Source organism: Caballeronia sp. A2-2 (assembly GCF_057612605.2).
This window is the reverse complement of the sequence record NZ_CM172587.1, coordinates 2,217,958-2,237,611: the sequence shown is the minus strand read 5'-3', so window position 1 is coordinate 2,237,611 and position 19,654 is coordinate 2,217,958. Positions and strand designations below refer to the sequence as shown.

General features: G+C 62.7%; 17 protein-coding genes. 9 read left to right on the top strand and 8 right to left on the bottom strand.

The annotated features are described in order from the left end of the window. Window positions 1-231 precede the first annotated feature (231 nt). Window positions 232-1,062, top strand: coding sequence for a squalene/phytoene synthase family protein (locus ACZCWR_RS10635; protein WP_487300727.1), 831 nt, complete (start codon window positions 232-234; stop codon window positions 1,060-1,062). 6 nt (window positions 1,063-1,068) lie between these two features. Here the strand turns inward: ACZCWR_RS10635 and ACZCWR_RS10630 are convergent, their stop codons facing one another. Both ACZCWR_RS10630 and ACZCWR_RS10625 read right to left on the bottom strand, forming a co-directional pair. Continuing rightward, the gene (locus tag ACZCWR_RS10630) at window positions 1,069-1,935 is read right to left on the bottom strand and encodes a DUF1501 domain-containing protein (RefSeq protein WP_487300726.1); all 867 of its coding nucleotides are present in this window, start codon (window positions 1,933-1,935) and stop codon (window positions 1,069-1,071) included. Between the two features lie 8 nt (window positions 1,936-1,943). Beyond that, a complete protein-coding gene (locus ACZCWR_RS10625; protein ID WP_487300725.1) occupies window positions 1,944-2,330 on the bottom strand; it encodes a hypothetical protein in 387 nt (128 codons plus the stop codon). A gap of 241 nt (window positions 2,331-2,571) precedes the next feature. On the opposite strand from ACZCWR_RS10625, the gene ompR reads away from it, so the two are divergent. The 4 genes from ompR to ACZCWR_RS10605 all read left to right on the top strand — a co-directional run bounded on the left by ompR (window position 2,572) and on the right by ACZCWR_RS10605 (window position 6,137). Beyond that, window positions 2,572-3,297, top strand: a complete 726-nt coding sequence (ompR, locus tag ACZCWR_RS10620) for an osmolarity response regulator transcription factor OmpR (RefSeq protein ID WP_008349770.1) — start codon at window positions 2,572-2,574, stop codon at window positions 3,295-3,297. A 93-nt stretch (window positions 3,298-3,390) separates the two neighbouring features. Continuing rightward, window positions 3,391-4,761, top strand: coding sequence for an ATP-binding protein (locus ACZCWR_RS10615; RefSeq protein WP_487300724.1), 1,371 nt, complete (start codon window positions 3,391-3,393; stop codon window positions 4,759-4,761). Window positions 4,762-4,965: 204 nt separating this feature from the next. After that, window positions 4,966-5,514 carry a peroxiredoxin gene (locus tag ACZCWR_RS10610; RefSeq protein ID WP_487300723.1) on the top strand — a complete coding sequence of 183 codons (549 nt, stop codon included), beginning with the start codon at window positions 4,966-4,968 and terminating at the stop codon, window positions 5,512-5,514. Between the two features lie 98 nt (window positions 5,515-5,612). After that, window positions 5,613-6,137 carry a carboxymuconolactone decarboxylase family protein gene (locus ACZCWR_RS10605; protein WP_487300722.1) on the top strand — a complete coding sequence of 175 codons (525 nt, stop codon included), beginning with the start codon at window positions 5,613-5,615 and terminating at the stop codon, window positions 6,135-6,137. Window positions 6,138-6,173: 36 nt separating this feature from the next. Here the strand turns inward: ACZCWR_RS10605 and ispF are convergent, their stop codons facing one another. Together ispF and ispD are read right to left on the bottom strand one after the other, a co-directional pair. Continuing rightward, a complete protein-coding gene (ispF, locus tag ACZCWR_RS10600; protein WP_487300721.1) occupies window positions 6,174-6,665 on the bottom strand; it encodes a 2-C-methyl-D-erythritol 2,4-cyclodiphosphate synthase in 492 nt (163 codons plus the stop codon). Between the two features lie 36 nt (window positions 6,666-6,701). Continuing rightward, entirely contained in the window at window positions 6,702-7,358 is a 657-nt protein-coding gene (gene ispD, locus ACZCWR_RS10595; protein WP_487303304.1) for a 2-C-methyl-D-erythritol 4-phosphate cytidylyltransferase, read from the bottom strand. A 235-nt stretch (window positions 7,359-7,593) separates the two neighbouring features. Here ispD and mfd point away from each other — a divergent pair, with 235 nt between their 5' ends. The 3 genes from mfd (at window position 7,594) to ACZCWR_RS10580 (ending at window position 13,371) form a co-directional block, all read left to right on the top strand. Next, window positions 7,594-11,070 (top strand): transcription-repair coupling factor, encoded by a 3,477-nt coding sequence (gene mfd / locus ACZCWR_RS10590; protein ID WP_487300720.1) that lies wholly within the window; start codon window positions 7,594-7,596, stop codon window positions 11,068-11,070. A gap of 78 nt (window positions 11,071-11,148) precedes the next feature. Next, on the top strand, window positions 11,149-12,378 hold the full coding sequence (gene argE, locus ACZCWR_RS10585; RefSeq protein ID WP_487300719.1) for an acetylornithine deacetylase: 1,230 nt from the start codon (window positions 11,149-11,151) through the stop codon (window positions 12,376-12,378). Window positions 12,379-12,387: 9 nt separating this feature from the next. Beyond that, complete coding sequence (locus ACZCWR_RS10580) at window positions 12,388-13,371, top strand: threonine ammonia-lyase (protein WP_487300718.1); 984 nt, start codon at window positions 12,388-12,390, stop codon at window positions 13,369-13,371. On the opposite strand, the gene ACZCWR_RS10575 is transcribed toward ACZCWR_RS10580, so the two are convergent. The 4 genes from ACZCWR_RS10575 to ACZCWR_RS10560 form a co-directional block, all read right to left on the bottom strand. Further along, complete coding sequence (locus ACZCWR_RS10575) at window positions 13,372-14,190, bottom strand: ABC transporter permease subunit (protein ID WP_487303303.1); 819 nt, start codon at window positions 14,188-14,190, stop codon at window positions 13,372-13,374. Continuing rightward, window positions 14,190-15,095 (bottom strand): ABC transporter permease subunit, encoded by a 906-nt coding sequence (locus ACZCWR_RS10570; protein WP_487300717.1) that lies wholly within the window; start codon window positions 15,093-15,095, stop codon window positions 14,190-14,192. Before ACZCWR_RS10570 ends, ACZCWR_RS10575 begins: the two co-directional genes overlap by 1 nt. Continuing rightward, the gene (locus ACZCWR_RS10565) at window positions 15,092-16,264 is read right to left on the bottom strand and encodes an ABC transporter ATP-binding protein (RefSeq protein WP_487300716.1); all 1,173 of its coding nucleotides are present in this window, start codon (window positions 16,262-16,264) and stop codon (window positions 15,092-15,094) included. The genes ACZCWR_RS10570 and ACZCWR_RS10565 overlap by 4 nt, the downstream gene beginning before the upstream one ends. 145 nt (window positions 16,265-16,409) lie before the next feature. Next, window positions 16,410-17,543, bottom strand: coding sequence for a polyamine ABC transporter substrate-binding protein (locus tag ACZCWR_RS10560; RefSeq protein WP_487300715.1), 1,134 nt, complete (start codon window positions 17,541-17,543; stop codon window positions 16,410-16,412). Window positions 17,544-18,103: 560 nt separating this feature from the next. Here ACZCWR_RS10560 and ACZCWR_RS10555 point away from each other — a divergent pair. Further along, complete coding sequence (locus ACZCWR_RS10555) at window positions 18,104-19,432, top strand: Nramp family divalent metal transporter (RefSeq protein WP_487300714.1); 1,329 nt, start codon at window positions 18,104-18,106, stop codon at window positions 19,430-19,432. Window positions 19,433-19,654: the final 222 nt, after the last annotated feature.

The window sequence follows — 19,654 nt, the reverse complement described above, 5'->3', positions numbered from 1 at the left end:
CGGTGGTCGTACGGGAACGTTTTCGTCCCCAAGGTCTCTCTCGATTGCGGGAGTGTTGCGCTCGACAATTCCCTCGTCGGTGGGTCGGCGCACAATCGGATGCGGGCTGTCCGCGCATGACGATGCGAGGCATCCATCTGGCGGATAAAATGGGCGCCCTTGTCACGCCAGCTTCGCATTAGACGAATGCCGGCGCGCAACCCTCGCACGATTCCAACTACAAGCCCCTTTGTGAATTTCGACGACTACTGTCAGACCAAGGCCGCGCCCGAAGGGTCGAGCACGTACTACGCGCTGCGCCGCGCATCCGGCGCGAGCCGGCCGTTGTTGACCGCGCTGTATGCGCTTTATCGCGAGCTTGAAGAAACCGTCCGGCAAACGAGTGATCCGACGATTGGCCGCACCAAGCATGCGTGGTGGCAAAGCGAACTCGGCAGGCTGGATAGCGGTGAGCCGACGCATCCGGTGACCAAGGCGTTGCACGCGCACGGTTCGAAAGTCCTCGACGATACTGCCCGCGCTTCGCTATCCGCGCTGACGGAAGGCTTCGGCATGGATCTGGATCAGGCGCGCTATCTCGACTGGCCGGGTTTGCGGCGTTATCTCGACGGCACCGGCGGCGCGTTCGCGACGCTCGTCGCGCGTTCGACCGCGCGCGATCCCCGAAAAGCGGCGACGTGGGCCGTTCCGCTGGGCGCGGCGCTGATGCTCGCCGAGCGCGTGGCGGATATCGGCGACGACGCGCGTCATGGCCGCATCTATCTTCCGATCGACGAATTGCAGCGCTTCAATGTGACGGCGGCGGACATCATCAATCGCAAATATGGCGATGCCTTCACCGAACTGATGCGCTTCCAGATCGAACGCGCTCGCCGTGCGCTGGATGAGGCCGTCGCCGCGATTCCGCGCGATGAACGCGGTACGCAACGCGTGTTGCTGGCCGAAGCCGCCATGTCGCGCGCGCGGCTCGATGAGATCGAACGCGAGCGCTTCCAGGTGTTGCATCAGCGGATTTCGCTCACGCCGGTGCGCAAGCTGTGGATTTCTTGGCGGGCGCGTTAATATTTTTTAGACGTGCAGTATCCGCAGCGCTTCGAAGCGTTTGTCTAACGCTGTCTGGAGCGAGCACGCTTTAATCACGGTTGCATAAAGGCAGCGAAAATCGGTCGTCACTTCCAGCGTATCCAGATTCGGCGGCGTGCCGTAGATGCCGCCGCGCACATTTCCGCCGAGCACGAATTGCGCGGACGCCGCGCCGTGATCCGTGCCGCGCGCATCGTTCTCGGATGCGGATCGTCCGAACTCCGAAATAGTCATGACCAGCGTGCGATGCCAGCGCCCTGCCCGCATCAGCGCGAGCCGCAGCGTGGCGAGTCCTTGCGCGAGTTGACCGAGCAGCAAGGCGTGACGGCGCGCCTGATTTTCGTGCGTATCGAAGCCGTGAAGCACGACGCGTATGTGCTTCGCGTTCTGCATGACGATGGCATTCGCTGCCTCCGCGAACGAATGGTTGCCTTCTGTGACGCCCGCACGTTCGAGCCAACCATCATCGCGGTATTTATCAGCGTCGGACGCCGTGTGCCAGATTTGCCGCGACCGAAAATGTGAGCGGTTGCCGCCCGCATGACCCACGCCTTGAACGACCGCGATGTCTCCCGCGCGCCACGCAGGCATCAACGGATGCAGCGACGGATGAAGCGCCGTGCGTCCATCCAGCTTCAACGCATCGTCAGCCGCGATGGCAAGCGTCGGTCTCAACTGACGATAGCGCGGATCAGAGAACGGGATCACGGTGTTCAAGCCATCGTTGCCGCCATCTAGTTCCACGATGACGAGCGTATCGATCGCCGATGAAAGCGCCGGAGCAAACGCGAACGCATCGCCGGTGCATCCCGCGAGCACGCCCGCCGTCGAGAGAAAGCGCCTTCGATCCATCGATGCGCTTAGCGCTTATAAAGATCGCGCACCGCTTCTTCGATGTGCTGACGAAGCAGGCGGCGCTCGTCGGCGGTCATCACGGTATGGCGCGGCGGGCGCGCGGGCGGCGCCTGATCGACTTGCTGGACGGGTTGCATCGCGGGCCGGGGATCGCGATCGGACGACGCCTCGTTCTTGCCCGTGCGTTGCTGCGCGCGCATCATGCGGCCGTCGAAGTTGGGGGTGTAGCCGGAGTAGTTGGTGCCGCGGTCGAACGCGGTCGAGGGACGGGCAACGGAGGGCTGCGCACAGGCGTGATGCGTGCTCAACGCGGCGTAGAGCGCGCTTGCGATGAGCGTTCGTCTGAGGTTGCGCTCGGCGCGCACAGGTATGCGCGGCCGCGCTCCCTTCATGTTGTTCCCTTCGTTGCTCGACAACCGGACAGCCTCATTCTTTTCGCGCGCATCGCTTTGCCTGGTCGAGCCGCACGACGCGCTGGTCTAATGGAGTATCTACCGAATGGCGGGCTTAGGTAAAGGAGTGTACGCACAGATGCTTTTTGCCGTGCCACCCGTGCCGTAAATTTTGTAACTAACTGTTACACTAGCTTTTGTTACAAACTCGGCGCTGGATCAAACGCGCTAAGATGACTCCATGGAAACCAAGAACCCTTCAAAGATCCTCGTCGTCGACGACGACCCGCGCCTGCGCGATCTTCTGCGTCGCTATCTCGGTGAACAAGGCTTCAATGTCTATGTCGCCGAGAACGCGCCGTCGATGAACAAGCTGTGGGTGCGTGAGCGTTTCGACCTGCTCGTGCTCGACCTCATGCTGCCCGGCGAAGACGGTCTTTCCATCTGCCGGCGTCTGCGCGGCAGCAACGACCGCACGCCGATCATCATGCTCACGGCGAAGGGCGAAGACGTGGACCGTATCGTTGGTCTGGAAATGGGCGCGGACGATTATCTTCCGAAGCCGTTCAATCCGCGCGAACTTGTGGCGCGCATTCATGCCGTGCTGCGTCGTCAGACGCCGTCCGAACTGCCGGGCGCGCCGTCCGAAACCACCGAGGTCTTCGAGTTCGGTGAATTCGCATTGAACCTCGCCACGCGCACGCTCACCAAGAACGGCCAGGAAATTCCGCTGACCACCGGCGAATTTTCGGTGCTCAAGGTGTTCGCGCGGCATCCGCGCCAGCCGCTCTCGCGTGAAAAGCTCATGGAACTCGCGCGCGGCCGTGAATACGAAGTGTTCGACCGCAGTCTCGACGTGCAGATTTCCCGCCTGCGCAAGTTGATCGAACCCGATCCCAGCAGCCCGCGTTTCATTCAGACGGTGTGGGGCCTGGGCTACGTGTTCATTCCCGACGGCGCGGCTTAATTAACTGAAGGCGTCGCGCAGTGCGGCGCCTTCGGTCTTCACAGCGAGTCCGCTACGCTTTATCCCCTTCATCGATCCGACCACGACCGGCCCATGCGAATCGACAGGCGGCTTTTGGCGCTTGCGTTCGGCGGCCTGTTCTGGCGAACCTTCGCGCTGATCGCGTTGCTTATCGCGGTCAGTCTCACCGCATGGTTCCAGAGCTTTCGCGTGATCGAGCGTGAACCGCGTGCGCAACGCGTGGCGCTTCAGCTCGTCGCGGTGGTCAAGCTCACGCGTACCGCTCTGCTCTATTCCGATCCCGACCTGCGCCGCGCGTTGCTTCAGGACTTGGAGAGCAACGAAGGCGTGCGCGTGTATCCGCGCGAGACTTCGGATAAGTACAAGCTCCAGCCCGATGAATCCCTCAACCGCCTGATCGAGCGCGACGTGCGCGGGCGCCTCGGCAACGACACCATCATCGCGCAGTCGGTGAACGAAATTCCTGGCGTGTGGATCAGCTTCAAGATCGATGACGACGACTACTGGGTCGCGCTCGACCGCGATCAGCTCGATACGGTCACGGGCCTGCAATGGGCCGGCTGGGGCGTGTTCGCGCTGGCGCTGTCTTTGTTCGGCGCGGCGTTCATCACGAGTCTGGTGAACAGGCCGTTCGCGCGGCTTGCGCTTGCGGCGCGCAAGGTGGGTTCGGGGCAATCGCCCGAACCTTTGCCCGAGCGCGGCATGGGCGTGGCCGCCGAAACGAACCGCAGCTTCAACCAGATGGTGACGGACCTCGAACAACTCGAAGCCGACCGCGCGCTGATGCTCGCAGGCATCTCGCACGACCTGCGCACGCCGCTCGCGCGCCTGCGTCTGGAAACGGAGATGAGCCCGTCCGATGAAGCCACCAAGCTCGCGATGATCGACGACATCGAGCAGATGGACATGATCATCGGGCGCTTCCTCGACTATGCGCGGCCCATGCAGCGCATGCCCGAGGCCGTCGATCTGTCGATGATCGCAAGCGAACTCGCCGCGCGCTTTCAGGCGGACGAAGGCGTCATCATGCGCACGGACCTCGCACCCGGCGCGGTGATCGAAGGCGACCCGACCGATGCGCGCCGCGTCGTCGGCAACTTGCTGGAAAACGCGCGCAAGTATGGCCGCAGCGCGCAGGACGACATCGCGCGCATCACGCTGCTCACGCGTGCGGCGCATGGCAAGGTCGAACTCTCGGTGATGGACGAAGGTTTAGGCATCCCCGACGATCAGGTGGCGCTCATCACCCGTCCCTTCTATCGCGTCGATGCCGCGCGCACGCAGGCCAATGGCACGGGTCTGGGCATGGCCATCGTGCAACGATTGGTCACGCGACAACGCGGCACGCTGCGATTGCGCAACCGCACACCGCTCGCGGGTTTCGAAGTCACCATCGACTTCCCGCAGATGAAGGGCAATCGCCTCGACAGCACGCGCGACTAGCCCTGGCGCCATTTTCCTATCAGCGCATTCGTAAAAAACTATCCACTTAGTTAGTTAAAATCTATTGTTGCGATGCGGCAATAGAGTTAGCATGGTACAGGTCAACGCGTCACGACAGTCCGACAAACGCTGTCACGGCCGCGTTACGGCGATCCGGTAGTTTTGCTTGAAGCATGTCCTTTCAACGAACACAGGAGTTTCTGCATGAAGACCGTTGGCGATAAAGTCGAAGCATTCACCGTCACCGCTGCCAAGCCGGGTTTCAACCACCACGAAGAGAACGGCCAGTCCGCCTTCGAGGAAATCACCGAGCAGTCATTCCCGGGCAAGTGGAAGATCATCTATTTCTATCCGAAGGACTTCACGTTCGTTTGCCCGACGGAGATCGTCGAGTTTGGCAAGCTGGCGAAGGATTTCGAGGACCGCGACGCCGTGCTGCTCGGCGGCAGCGTCGATAACGAGTTCGTCAAGCTGGCCTGGCGCCGTGAGCACAAGGACCTGAACAAGCTGAATCATTACGCGTTCGGCGACGTGAAGGGCGAGCTCATCGATCAGCTCGGCATTCGCGACAAGGACGCGGGCGTGGCGCTGCGCGCGACGTTCATCGTCGATCCGGACAATGTCATTCAGCACGTCTCGGTCAACAACCTGAACGTGGGCCGCAATCCGGAAGAAGTCCTGCGTATTCTCGACGGTCTGCAAACGGACGAACTCTGCCCGTGCAACCGCGCGGTCGGCGGCTCGACGCTCTAAGCCTCCGTCACGCAAGCCCGCCATGAAGCCGAGCATGTTGCCCGGCGCTGGCGGGCTTTTTTGACGCCGTTGAAATCGACATCGAAAGGGAGAAACGTATGGAATTCCTGGCTTCGATCAAGGAACTGGTCCCGGACTACGCGAAGGACATTCGCCTGAACGTGGATGGCACCATCGCGCGTTCGTCGCTCGAGGGCAATGATGCGGTCGGCTGCGCGCTCGCCGCCGCCTACGCCGCGAAGGCGACGAAGCTCGTGAGCATCATCCGCGAGGCGGGTGTGTTGTCGCCCGAAGAAACCAACGCCGCGCTCACCGCTTCCGCGCTGATGGGCATGAACAACGTCTGGTATCCGTATCTGGAGATGGCCGACAACGCGGAACTGAAGACCCAGCCTGCGGGCTTGCGCATGAACGCGTATGCATCGCATGGCGGCGTGGACAAGCGGCGCTTCGAGATGTATGCGCTGGCGGCGTCGATCATCGGCAAATGCCACTTCTGCGTGAAGTCGCATTACGAGAATCTGGTCGCTGAAGGCATGTCTACGACGCAATTGCGCGATGTGGGGCGGGTTGCAGCGGTTATTAATGCAGTGGCGCTGGCGGTGGCTGCCGAAGGCAAGTAAGCCTGCACCGGAACGACGCCACGCGCCGGGCGTCGTTCAGCCGTCGATCGAAGTCCGCCGCAACAACACCGCCGCCTGCGCCTCGATCCCTTCCTTGCGCCCAAGGTAGCCAAGCTTCTCGTTGGTCTTCGCCTTCACATTCACCCGGTCGATACCCAGATCGAGATCCTCCGCGATGTTCGCGCGCATCGCCTCGATATGCGGCGCGAGCTTCGGTGCCTGCGCGATCACTGTGCTGTCCACGTTTGCAATCGCAAACCCCGCTTCCGTCACGCGCTTGACCGCCTCGCGCAACAGCACGCGACTATCCGCGCCCTTGAACTCGGTCGCCGTGTCCGGAAAATGCCGCCCGATATCGCCTAACGATGCCGCGCCGAACAGCGCATCCGTGATCGCGTGCAGCAATACATCGGCGTCCGAATGGCCGAGCAGGCCGAGTTCGTAGGGAATCGTCACGCCGCCGATGATGAGCGGGCGTCCTTCGACGAGCTGGTGAACGTCGTAACCCTGTCCGATTCTGAAATCCATCGATGCCAACCTTGCTTGAGAAGCTTGAGAAAATTGTCAGGCCTTGTTGGCCAGAAACGCGCCCGCGAGACCGAAGTCTTCCGGGTACGTCACCTTGAAGTTGTGCAGGCTGCCCTGAACTAGTCGAGGCGAATGGCCGAGCCATTCGATCGCGCTGGCTTCGTCCGTGAGATCGTGGCCGTCGTGACGCGCACGTTCGATCGCTTCGCGGAGCATGCCGAGGCGAAACATCTGCGGCGTTTGCGCCTGCCACAATCCGTCGCGCGATTCGGTCCGTGCAATTCGCGCGATGCCGGGCGCATCGGGCATGTCGGCTGCGACGCGCTTCAACGTGTCCGCGACCGGCAGCGCAAGAATGCCGCCGATGGGATCATCGCGCAGTTCCGCGACAAGCTTGCGAATCAGCGCCTGCGAGATGCCGGGACGCGCAGCATCGTGGACGAGCACCCAGTCGTCGTCGCGCGCACCGAAACGGGTGAGCGCGACCAGCCCGTTATACACCGAGGCCTGCCGCGTCAGCCCGCCGCATCGTTCCACCGCGAAGCGCAGGCCGGCGAAGCGCCGCGCGTCGAAATGATGATCGTCCGGCGCGAGCACCACGAGCGTCTGCGAGAATTCGGAGCAGGCGTCGAAGGCGGCGAGCGTGTAGCCGAGCATCGGGCGGCCCGCGACGCTCTGGTATTGCTTGGGCATGGGCGCGCCGGAACGCGTGCCGGTGCCGGCGCAGGGAATCAGCGCAAACAGACGCGCGGGATGGGAAGGGGCGATACTGGAGGCGGCGGTCGTGGTCACGGGCGGATCATGGAGCCGAGTCAAAGTGAAGCCCGGATTTTATAATAGGTCCTTCGCGACCACGTCAGGCGCACGGTTGTTCTGCGTCACTCATGGGTTTTCGGCGTTCGCGCCCGGCCGTTTCATTGCACACCTTATGTCTCCCAAAGCCGTCAACGCGCAGTCCAGTTCTCCCATCGCACTCGTGAAGGCCGGTCAGCGCTTCGTTTTCGATGGCGCCGCCGGCTCCTCGGATGCACTTGCCATCGCGCGCTATCACGCGGCGAACCGCGAGAGCGTGCCGCTTCTGACCGTTCTATGCGCGAGCGCCGTCGATGCCCAGCGCCTCGCGGGCGAAATCCCCTTCTTCGCGCCCGAAGCCCGCGTGCGGCTGCTGCCGGACTGGGAAACGCTGCCTTACGACACCTTCTCGCCGCATCAGGATCTGGTCTCGGAGCGGCTCGCCACGCTGCACGATCTCGGCGAAGGACGCTGCGACATCCTGATCGTTCCCGCGACGACCGCGCTCTATCGCATGCCGCCCGCGTCGTTCCTCGCGGCCTACACGTTCTCCTTCACGCAAGGCGAACGTCTGGACGAAGCGAAACTGAAAGCCCAATTGACGCTCGCAGGCTACGAACACGTCAGCCAGGTCGTGCGTCCCGGCGAATACTGCGTGCGCGGCTCGCTCATCGATCTCTTTCCGATGGGTTCGCCCCTGCCCTATCGTCTCGACCTGTTCGACGATCAGGTGGACTCCATCCGCGCGTTCGATCCCGACACCCAGCGCAGCCTGTATCCCGTGAAAGACGTGCGCCTGCTGCCGGGCCGCGAGTTTCCCTTCGACGAAGCCGCGCGCACTGCCTTCCGCAGTCGTTGGCGCGAAGTCTTCGAGGGCGACCCGTCGCGTTCGCAGATTTACAAGGACATCGGCAACGGCGTGCCGTCGGCGGGCATCGAATACTACATTCCGCTGTTTTTCGATGAAACCGCGACGCTGTTCCACTACTTGCCGGAAGGCACACAACTCGCGTTCGTCGGCGACATGGATGCCGCGATCAAGCGCTTCACCTACGACACGAAGCAGCGTTTCGACTTTCTCTCGCACGACCGCGAGCGTCCTTTGCTCGAACCGCGCCGTCTCTTTCTGAGCGACGACGATTTCTTCGCCTTCGCCAAACCGTTCGCGCAACTCAAGTTTCCCGCCGCGCCCGAAGGCGGCTGGGCGGTGCCGCTGCCGGGCCTCGCGCTCGATCGTCAGGCGGACGAACCTTTGCTCGCGCTGCGCCATTATCTGGAGCAGAGCGAAAACCGCGTGATGCTCGTCGCGGAATCGGCGGGACGGCGCGAAACCATCCAGCAATTGCTGGTGGACAACGGTCTGCGCGGCGAAGCACGCGATACGTTCACCGAATGGCTCGCGGGCGATGCGAAATTCACGCTCGGCATTGCGCCGCTGGCGAACGGCTTCTCGCTGCCCGCGGAAAAGCTCGCCATCGTCACGGAAACGGAGTTGTACGGCCCGCTCGCGCGACGTCCGGGACGCCGCCGTCAGGAACAGGCGAGCAACGTCGATTCGATGGTGCGCGATCTCGCCGAGCTGAAGATCGGCGATCCGGTCGTGCATGCACAGCACGGCATCGGGCGTTACATGGGTCTGGTGTCGATGGACCTGGGCGAAGGCGAGACCGAATTCCTGCACCTCGAATATCAGAACGACGCGAAGCTCTATGTGCCGGTTGCGCAATTGCATGTGATCTCGCGCTACAGCGGCGCGGACCCGGAAAGCGCGCCGCTGCACGCGCTCGGTTCCGGCCAGTGGGAAAAGGCCAAGCGCAAGGCCGCCCAGCAAATCCGCGATACGGCCGCCGAACTGCTCAATCTCTATGCTCGCCGCGCCGCGCGCGAAGGCTACGCGTTCAAGCTCGAACCGCGCGATTACGCGAAGTTCGCGGAGAGCTTCGGCTTCGAAGAAACGCCCGATCAGGCTGCGGCGATTGCCGCCGTGATCGGCGACATGACGAGCGGCCAGCCGATGGACCGCCTCGTTTGCGGCGATGTCGGCTTCGGCAAGACGGAAGTGGCGCTGCGGGCGGCGTTTATCGCGGTGATGGCGGGCAAGCAAGTGGCGATTCTCTCGCCCACCACGCTCCTTGCCGAGCAACACACGCAGACTTTCACCGACCGCTTTTCCGACTGGCCGGTGCGTATCGCGGAACTGTCGCGCTTCAAGACCGGCAAGGAAGTGTCCAGCGCCGTGCAACAGATCAACGACGGCAGCGTGGATATCGTCATCGGCACGCACAAGCTCTTGTCGGGCGATGTGAAGTTCAAGCGGCTCGGGCTTGTGATCATCGACGAGGAGCATCGCTTCGGCGTGCGGCAGAAGGAAGCGCTCAAGGCTTTGCGCGCAGAAGTGGACGTGCTCACGCTTACCGCGACGCCGATTCCGCGCACGCTCGGCATGGCGCTCGAAGGTCTGCGCGACTTCTCCGTGATCGCGACCGCGCCGCAAAAGCGTCTCGCCATCAAGACCTTCGTGCGGCGTGAGGAAGACGGCGTGATCCGCGAAGCCATGTTGCGCGAACTCAAGCGCGGCGGTCAGGTGTACTTCCTGCACAACGAAGTGGAAACCATCGAGACGCGTCGCGCGATGCTCGAAGCGCTCGTGCCCGAAGCGCGCATAGCGGTGGCGCACGGGCAGATGCACGAACGCGAACTCGAACGCGTGATGCGCGATTTCGTCGGCCAGCGCGCGAACGTGCTGCTGTGCACGACCATCATCGAAACCGGTATCGACGTGCCGAGCGCGAACACCATCCTCATGCATCGCGCGGACAAGTTCGGGCTGGCGCAGTTGCATCAGTTGCGCGGGCGCGTCGGGCGTTCGCACCATCAGGCGTATGCGTATTTGCTCGTGCACGATCCGCAGTCGCTCACCAAGCAGGCGCAGCGCCGTTTGGAAGCCATTCAGCAGATGGAGGAACTCGGCTCCGGCTTCTATCTCGCCATGCACGACCTCGAAATTCGCGGCACGGGCGAAGTGCTCGGCGACAAGCAATCCGGCGAGATTCACGAAATCGGCTTCCAGCTTTACACGGACATGCTCAACGACGCCGTGCGCGCGCTCAAGGAAGGCCGCGAGCCGGACCTGAACGCGCCGCTCGCCGCGACGACGGAGATCAATCTGCATGCGCCAGCTATCTTGCCCGCCGACTATTGCGGCGACGTGCAGGAGCGTCTGTCGCTCTACAAGCGGCTGGCGAACTGCGAATCGAGCGATGCCATCGACGGCATTCTCGAAGAACTCGTGGACCGTTTCGGCAAGCTGCCGCCGCAGGCGCATGCGCTGGTGGAGACGCATCGCTTGCGGCTGGCGGCGCGGCCGCTGGGCATCTCCAAGATCGATGCCGCCGAGCAGTCCATCTCGCTGCAATTCGTGCCGAATCCGCCCATCGATGGCATGAAGATCATCGAGATGGTCCAGAAGCACAAGCACATCAAGCTGGCGGGTCAGGACAAGCTGCGCATCGAGTCGCGCAGCATCGATCTGGCGGTGCGCATCGCCACGGTGAAGGAGACCTTGCGCGCGCTCGGCGGGCCGGTGCGTCAGCCCGTTGCGGCAGTGCGGTAAGGCTTCCGGCGATTTTGTCCTCCTGCGGGAAAGCCCTCGTTTGGGCTATCATCGAACTCTTCCCGCAGGAGTCAAAACATGTCACAGATCGCTGATCCGGCGCATCTCGAAGCCTCATCTTCTTCCGATCAATCCCCCGCCTCGCTGCCGTGGATCGAGAAACTCGTCTCGATGGACACGGTCAGCCGCAACCCGAATCTCGGCCTGATCGAAACCGTGCGCGACGAATTCAAGCGCGCGGGCATCGAAGCGGTCATCACGACGGACCCGCGCGGCCAGTGGGCCAATCTCTTTGCCACCGTGCCCGCGCATGACGGCGAGACCAATGGCGGCATCGTGCTGTCGGGTCATACGGATGTCGTGCCGGTGGACGGCCAGAACTGGTCGAGCGATCCCTTCAAGCCCGAAGTGCGCGACGGCCTGCTCTACGGACGCGGCTCGTGCGACATGAAGGGTTTCATCGGCGCGGCGCTGTCCATGCTGCCGCAGATGCAGGCGACGAAGCTCGCCAAGCCGATCCACTTCGCGCTGTCCTACGACGAAGAAGTCGGTTGCGCGGGCGCGCCGATTCTGCTCGCGGATTTGCTCAAGCGCGGCGTGCGGCCGGATGGCTGCATCGTCGGTGAGCCGACTTCCATGCGGCCGGTGATCGCGCATAAAGGCATCAACACGTATCGATGCTGCGTGCGCGGCTTCGCGGCGCATTCGTCGCTGACGGTCAAGGGTCTCAACGCGATCGAATACGCCGCACGCCTGATCTGCTTCATTCGCGACGTGGCCGACGAATTCCGCGCGAACGGCCTGTTCGACGAACTGTACGACGTGCCCTTCACCACCGCGCAGACCAGCACGATCAAGGGCGGCAATGCGATCAACACGGTCCCGGCGCATTGCGAGTTCGAGTTCGAGTTCCGCAATCTTCCGACGCTGGACCCGGAGCGCGTCATCAGCCGCATCGAGGAATATGCGCGCGAGACGTTGCTGCCGAAGATGAAGAAGGAGCACGACCACGCGGCCATCGAAATCTCGAAGCTCGCGTCCGCGCCGGGGCTGGATGCGACCGAGCAAGCGGCCATCACGCAACTCGTGCGCGCGCTCACCGAGAATCAGGAGAAACGCAAGGTCGCGTATGGCACGGAAGCGGGATTGTTCGCGAACGCGGGCGTGCCGAGCATCGTGTGCGGGCCAGGCAATATCGAGCAGGCGCACAAGGCGAACGAGTATGTGTCGCTCGAACAGCTCGTGGCTTGCGAGGCGTTCTTGACGAAGTTCATCCACGGCATGTCTGTCGACGCGCAGGCTCGCTGAATTCCGATCATGTCCGACAACACCATCGACGGCACGCCTATCCCGACGCTCGACGATATCGCCGGGCAGCACATGGCGCTGACGCCGTGGGTCGCGCGCACGCCGACCTTCGAGAAGCACGATTTCCCGACGCTGGAAGGCACGCCGGTCACGTTCAAGTTCGAACTGCTTCAGGTGAGCGGGACGTTCAAGGCGCGCGGCGCGTTTTCCAACATTCTGGCGTTGAGCGAAAGCGAGCGCGCGGCGGGCGTCACGTGCGTGTCGGGCGGCAATCACGCGGTCGCGGTCGCGTACGCGGCGCAGCGCATGGAAACGGGCGCGAAGGTCATCGTCGTGAAAACGGCGAGTCCGGCGCGCATTGCGTTGTGCAGGCGGTTCGGCGCGGAAGTGGTGCTGGCGGACAATCTCGTTGAAGCGTTCGAACTCGTGCGGCGCGTGGAGGCGGAGGAAGGACGCGTGTTCATCCATCCGTTCAACGGGTATCGCACGATTCTCGGCACGGCGACGCTCGGTTACGAATGGGCATCGCAGGCGCCGGATCTGGACGCGGTGATCGTGCCCATCGGTGGTGGCGGGCTGGCGGCGGGCGTATCGACCGCCATGCGGCTCGCGAATCCGTCGCTGCATGTGTATGGCGTCGAACCGGAAGGCGCGGACGCCATGGCCCGCAGCTTCGCGGCCAATCACACCATCAAGCTGAGTTCGATGCACAGCATCGCCGATTCGCTGATGGCCCCGCACACCGAACAATACAGCTACGAGTTGTGCCGCCGGCATATCGATGAAATCGTCACCGTCTCCGACGATGCCCTGCGTCACGGCATGCAGCAGCTTTTCAGCGAAATGAAGCTCGCGGTCGAGCCGGCCTGCGCGGCGGCCACCGCTGCCTTGCTCGGGCCGTCGCGCGAACGGCTGCAAGGCAAGCGCGTCGGCGTGCTGTTATGCGGCACGAACACCGATGCTTCGACGTTCGCGCGGCATCTCGGCATCTGACTACATCACCTCGGCAAGCCTTCTGCGCTCGCTACGCTGCATGAACGCGTTCGCCGCAATCACGCCGATGGTCACCAGCGCGATGAACAAGGTCGCCAGCGCGTTCATCTCCGGATTCAGCCCCAGCCGCACGCGCGAGAACACGACGAGCGGCAGCGTGGTCGAACCCGGACCGGACAGAAACGCGGACAGCACGAGATCGTCGATCGACAGCGTGAACGACAGCAGCCACCCCGCCACCAGCGCCTGAGAAATCAACGGCAGCGTGATCGTGAAGAACACGCGCAAGGGCGTGGCACCGAGATCGAGCGCCGCTTCCTCCAGCGACGGATTCAACTCCCGCACGCGCGATTCCACGATGATCGCCACATACGAGATGCACAGCATCACATGCCCGATCCAGATGGTGAACAGCCCGCGCCCCGCCGGCCAGCCGATCAGCTTCGCCATTTCGACGAACAGCAGCAGCAGCGAGATGCCCTGAATGACTTCGGGAATCACGAGCGGCGCGTTGATCATGCCCGCGTAGAGCGTGAAGCCCTTGAAGCGCCCCATGCGCGCGAGCACGAACCCCGCCCACGTTCCGATGACCACCGACGCGCACGCCGTGAAAAACGCGATGCGCAGCGACAGCCACGCCGCGTTGATGAGTTCGTCGTCGGACCACAGCGCGCGATACCACTTCAACGAAAACTCGGTCCACACCGTCACCAACTGCGACTCGTTGAACGAATAAATAATGAGGCTGAGAATCGGGATATACAGAAACGCGAATCCGATTCCGAGCGCGGTGATTTGCAGCGGGCGGCTCGGGCGGATCATCGCTTCTGCTCCAGTTGCTTCGCCTGAAAGTGCTGGAACAAGGCCATCGGCACGAGCAGCAAGAGGACCATCGCGCAGGTGACGGAGGACGCCATCGGCCAGTCGGCGTTATCGAAGAACTCGTTCCACATGACGCGGCCGATCATGAGCGTATCCGCACCGCCGAGCAGTTCGGGAATCACGTATTCGCCCACCGCCGGAATGAACACCAGCAGACAGCCCGCGATGATGCCGTTCTTCGACAGCGGCAGCGTGACGGTCAGAAAGGCCTTCCACGGTTTCGCGCCGAGGTCGTAGGCGGCTTCGAGCAGCGTCAGGTCCATCTTCACGAGATGCGCGTAGAGCGGCATCACGAGAAACGGCAGGTAGGAATACACCATGCCGATATACACCGCGATATTCGTGTGATACAGCTCGATCGGCGTATGAATCAGCCCGATGGACATGAGGAAATTATTCAGCAGCCCGTTGTTCTTGAGAATGCCGATCCACGCATACACGCGAATCAGGAACGATGTCCAGAACGGCAGCATGACCGCCATCATCAGCAGATTGCGTGACTTCGGATTCGCGCGCGCGATGTAATACGCCATCGGATAGCCGAGCAGCAAGCACAGCAAAGTGGACACCGCCGCGACCAGCAGCGAATTCATGTAGGTCGCGAAATACAGGCTGTCCTGGAACAGGAACAGGTAGTGCGAGAAATCGAGCGCGATGTTCATCACGCCTTCTTTCATCGCCAGCAGTTCCGTGTATGGCGGAATGCCGAGCTGACTGTCCGCGAAGCTGATCTTCACCACCAGCAGGAACGGCACGAAGAACAGCAGCAACAGCCACAGATACGGCCCGCCGATCACCAGCGTCCGTCCGCTGATTCCGAAGCGCTTGAGCATCGCCATCATGAGGTCAGCACCACGCCGGCCGACGCGCTCCAGCGCACGTAGACTTCATCGTCGAAAGTGGGTGAATCGATTTCGCCGATGGCGAGGCTCGACAGATTCGCGACCACGTTCTTGCCGGAATCCAGCGTCACGTGATAGAGCGTGTAGCCGCCCATGTACGCGATATTCGAGATCTTGCCGCGCCCCCAGTTGAAAGTGCCTTCGGGCGGCTTGCGCGTGAGCGCGATCCGCTCCGGGCGCACGGAGATGGTGACAGGCATGCCCAGCGGCCCGGTGATGCCGTGATTCACGTACATGCGCACAGGCAAATCTGGCGTTTCCACGAAGACGTGATCGGGTTCGTCTTCGACCACGTGCCCATCGAACAGATTGGTCGAACCGATGAACTGCGCCGAGAACCGGCTGTTCGGATACTCATACACCTGATGCGGCGTTCCAAGCTGCACGATCTGCCCTTCGCTCATCACCGCGAGCCGGTTGGCCATGGTCATGGCCTCCTCCTGATCGTGCGTTACCATGATGCAGGTCACGCCGACCGAATCGAGAATATTGACCAGTTCGATCTGCGTGCGCTGGCGAATCTGCTTGTCGAGCGCGGACATGGGTTCGTCGAGCAACAACAGCTTGGGCCGCTTGACGAGACTGCGCGCCAGCGCCACGCGCTGCTGCTGCCCGCCCGACAACTGATGCGGCTTGCGCTGGGCGAACTTGCCCATCTGCACGAGTTCGAGCGCGGCGCGCACGCGGTCTTTCAGTTCGCTGCCCTTGATACCTTCCTGCTTCAGCCCGTAACCGACGTTCCCCTCCACGCTCATATGCGGAAAGAGCGCGTACGACTGGAACATCATGTTCACCGGGCGATGGTACGGCGGCATCTGCGCCAGATCTTCTCCGTCGATGAGAATCTGCCCTTCGGTCACGGATTCGAGCCCGGCCAGCATGCGCAGGAGCGTGGACTTGCCGCATCCCGAACTGCCGAGCAGCGCGAACAATTCGCCCTTCCTGACGGACAGGTTGACGCCCTTGACGGCCGTCGTCTCGCCGAATTTCTTCACGACATCGACGATCTGCACGAAGTTGTCTTCCGTGTTCTGGCCGAAGGGAAAACCGCCCGGCTCTTGCTTGCCGGGACCGGGCGCCGCTCTCGACGCGCTCGACTGCTCACTCATGATTGCCTGTTCGACTCCTGCGGCTGTGTTTGTGTCTATCTCTTTCCGGCCACCGACTGCGCCCACGAACAAAGCCCCCGGCGGTCCAGGGGCTTCGTGATTGCAAAGGATAACCGGATTTCCCGCTCCGGCGCGAGGCCGCGCGTCAGCGTCCGGACTTGAACTCGGTCCAGAGGCGCGTTTGCAGACGCTGGATTTCAGGCGGCAACGGCTTGAGCAAGAACAGCGTTTTGATGACGTCCTGCGGCGGATACACTGCCGGGTCGTTCGCCACGTCCTTGTCCACGTACTTGCGCGCTTCGGCGTTCGCGCTCGGGTAGTACACCGCGTTGGTGATCGCGGCGTGAACCTGCGGCGTCTCGATGTAGTTGATCCACTCGTGCGCGGCGTCCTTGTCCTTCGCGTCCTTCGGAATGGCCATGACGTCGAACCAGATCGGCGCACCGCCCTTCGGGATGTAGTAATCGATCTTGTACGGCTTCTTCGCTTCCACCGCGCGATGCTTGGCGATCACGACATCGCCCGACCAGCCGTAGGCGAAGCAGATATCGCCGCCGACCATGTCGTTGATATAGCCCGACGAGTTGAACTGCGTGATGTACGGGCGGATTTTCTTGAGCATCGCCAGCGCTTCGCGATAGTCGGCCGGGTTCGTGCTCATCGGGTCTTTGCCGATGTAATGCAGCGCCGCCGCGAACATCTGGTCGGGCGCATCCAGCACAGACACGCCGCATGCCTTCAGCTTCTTGATGTTCTCGGGCTTGAAGAGGATGTCCCAATTGGCGAGATCGGCGTTGTCGCCGAGAATCTTCTTCGCCTTGTCGACGTTGTAGCCCAGACCCGTCGTGCCATAGGCCCACGGCACCGCGTATTTGTTGTCCGGGTCCGCGCCCGCGACGAGCTTCATCAGGTCGGGGTCGAGATACTTGAGGTTCGGAATCTTCGATTTGTCCAGCGGCGCGAAAATGCCCGCTGCGATTTGTTTGCCCGCGTAATTGCTGGTCGGCACCACGATGTCATAACCCGAATTGCCGGTCAGCAGCTTGGCTTGCAGCGTGTCGTCGCTGTCGTAATTGTCGTACTTCACCTTGATGCCGGTCTGCTTGGTGAAGTCGGGAATCGTGTCCTTGGCGATGTAATCGGACCAGTTGTACACGTTGAGCTGCGTGTCCTTGGCCGCTGCGTCGAGCGAGGCGAGCGGCAAGAGCGCCACCGCGCAGGCGATTGCGCCCGCGAGTCTTGCGAACGTTGCCGTGGGGGCCGACATTTTTTGGTTCATCTCGATTCTCCCTTGTATCGACTAGTCACGGCTTCGTGTCGCGGGACCGGCCACTGCCCGCGCCTTGCGTTGCCGACTCCAGTAAAAACCCGAAAACTACCATTAAAGCCTTGCACGACAAAAATCAAAACATCGCCTGTCGCGCAAAATGCACATCGAAAGGGCATGCTGCCGTTCAGCCTTCGAAAACCCTTCGGTCTCCATGACGTTCGCCTTGCTGACTTTTCTTGCGCCCGGCGAGAAAAGTGCGCGCATTGTAGCCCGTCTCACGGCGCGCGGGCACGCCGGAAAATCCGAATAAAACCCCACTCGCCAAAGTGGCGCACGGCCGTGCAGCGCCGGTTCGATGTCATTATCCGAGACGGGGCAATGCATCTCTGCATCTCTTTATGGCGCTCGTTCGTACCTTCGCGGATGCTGCCATTCGATGCCCCCGAGCTTTCGAATAGCCAGCGGAACAGCCGTTGCTAGCCATTTCGAAGTGCGCCGCTTTTTACGGCGCATTCCTGAACCGGCGACGCCCGTCATCCGTCGCTCTGCCATTCGAGGCTGCCCGCTGCATGAATATCAACCCGTCCGCACTGATCCGACTCTCCGCTGCCCGCGGCGATGTTATCGACATCGACCGCCCCGCCGAGCCGCCTCGCAAGCCGCGCGGACGCTGGACCACGTTCACGGGCGCGGGCGCGCTCATCGCGGTCGGTTACATGGACCCCGGCAACTGGGCGACCGCGCTCGCGAGCGGCGCGCGCTATGGCTACAAACTTTTGTTCGTCGTGCTGCTCGCGAGTCTGATGGGCCTGCTGCTGCAATGGGTCGCCTCGCGCGTGGGACTCGTGACCGGGCGCGATCTCGCGCAGCTTTGCCGCGAGCGCTACAGCCGCCGCACCACGCTTATTTTGTGGATTGCCTGCGAGATCGCGATCATCGCGTGCGATGTGGCCGAAGTGGTCGGCAGCGCGGTGGCGTTGCAGATGCTGTTCGGCATCTCGCTGACGGCGGGCGTGCTGCTTTCCGCCGTCGGCACGTTCGCCATGCTCGCGCTGCAAAGTCGCGGACGACGCCCGCTGCAACGCGCGATCACGGCGCTGATCCTGTTCGTGAGCTTTTGCTTCGTGCTGGAACTGGCGCTGGCGCATCCGGTCTGGATGGATGCGCTGCGCGGCCTTGCGCCCACGCGCGAACTGGTCCGCGATGCGGGCATGCTCTGGCTCGCAGCGGGCATCCTCGGCGCGACCGTGATGCCGCACAACCTCTATCTGCATTCGTCGCTGGTGCGCGATCATGTCCCGTCCCACGACGATGCAGGCATCCGCGAGGCGCTGCGTGGCGTGAACATCGACACGTTCGCCTCGCTCGGGCTGGCGTTCGTGGTGAATGCGTCGCTGCTGATCGTGGCAGCTTCCGTGTTTCATGCGGGCGGCTATACGCAGGTCGATGATCTGGCGGATGCGCATCGCCTGATCGCGCCGCTTGTCGGGAGCCATTGGGCGGGCATCGCATTCGCCGCCGCGCTGCTCGCGTGCGGACTGAACGCGACCGTCACCGGCACGCTCGCCGGACAGGCCGTGATGGAAGGCTTCCTGCAACTGAAGATGGCGCGCTGGGCGCGGGCGCTGCTCACGCGCGGCCTGGCGATCGGTCCCGCGCTCGTCGCGGTGGCGAGCTTCGGGCAGCACGGCTCGAACGCGCTGCTCGTCGCGACGCAAGTTGTCTTGAGCCTGCAATTGCCGCTCGCGGTCATTCCGCTCGTGCGCTTTGCCTCCGATGCGCACCTGATGGGCCGCTTCCGCGTGGCGCGTTTGCCGCTCGGACTCGCGTGGGTATGCGCGGGCGTGATCCTCGCGATGAATGGAACCTTGCTCTGGCAAGCCGCGTTCGCGCAATAAATTTTGCGATCAGGCATCGCGATTGCTAACGTCGCTCGATTGCCTCATCCGATCCATCCGTGGACGTCGCGCGCATCACCCTTTGCCATGCGCGCAACCGACCACGGTCACGCTCGCGTCCGCGCGGCGGCGATGGCGCGCCGATCGACCGAATGATCTTCGACTCCTGACGCGCGCCGCTTTCGTCTCATGCGGCCGAACGATCTTCAGGACGCTAACTAC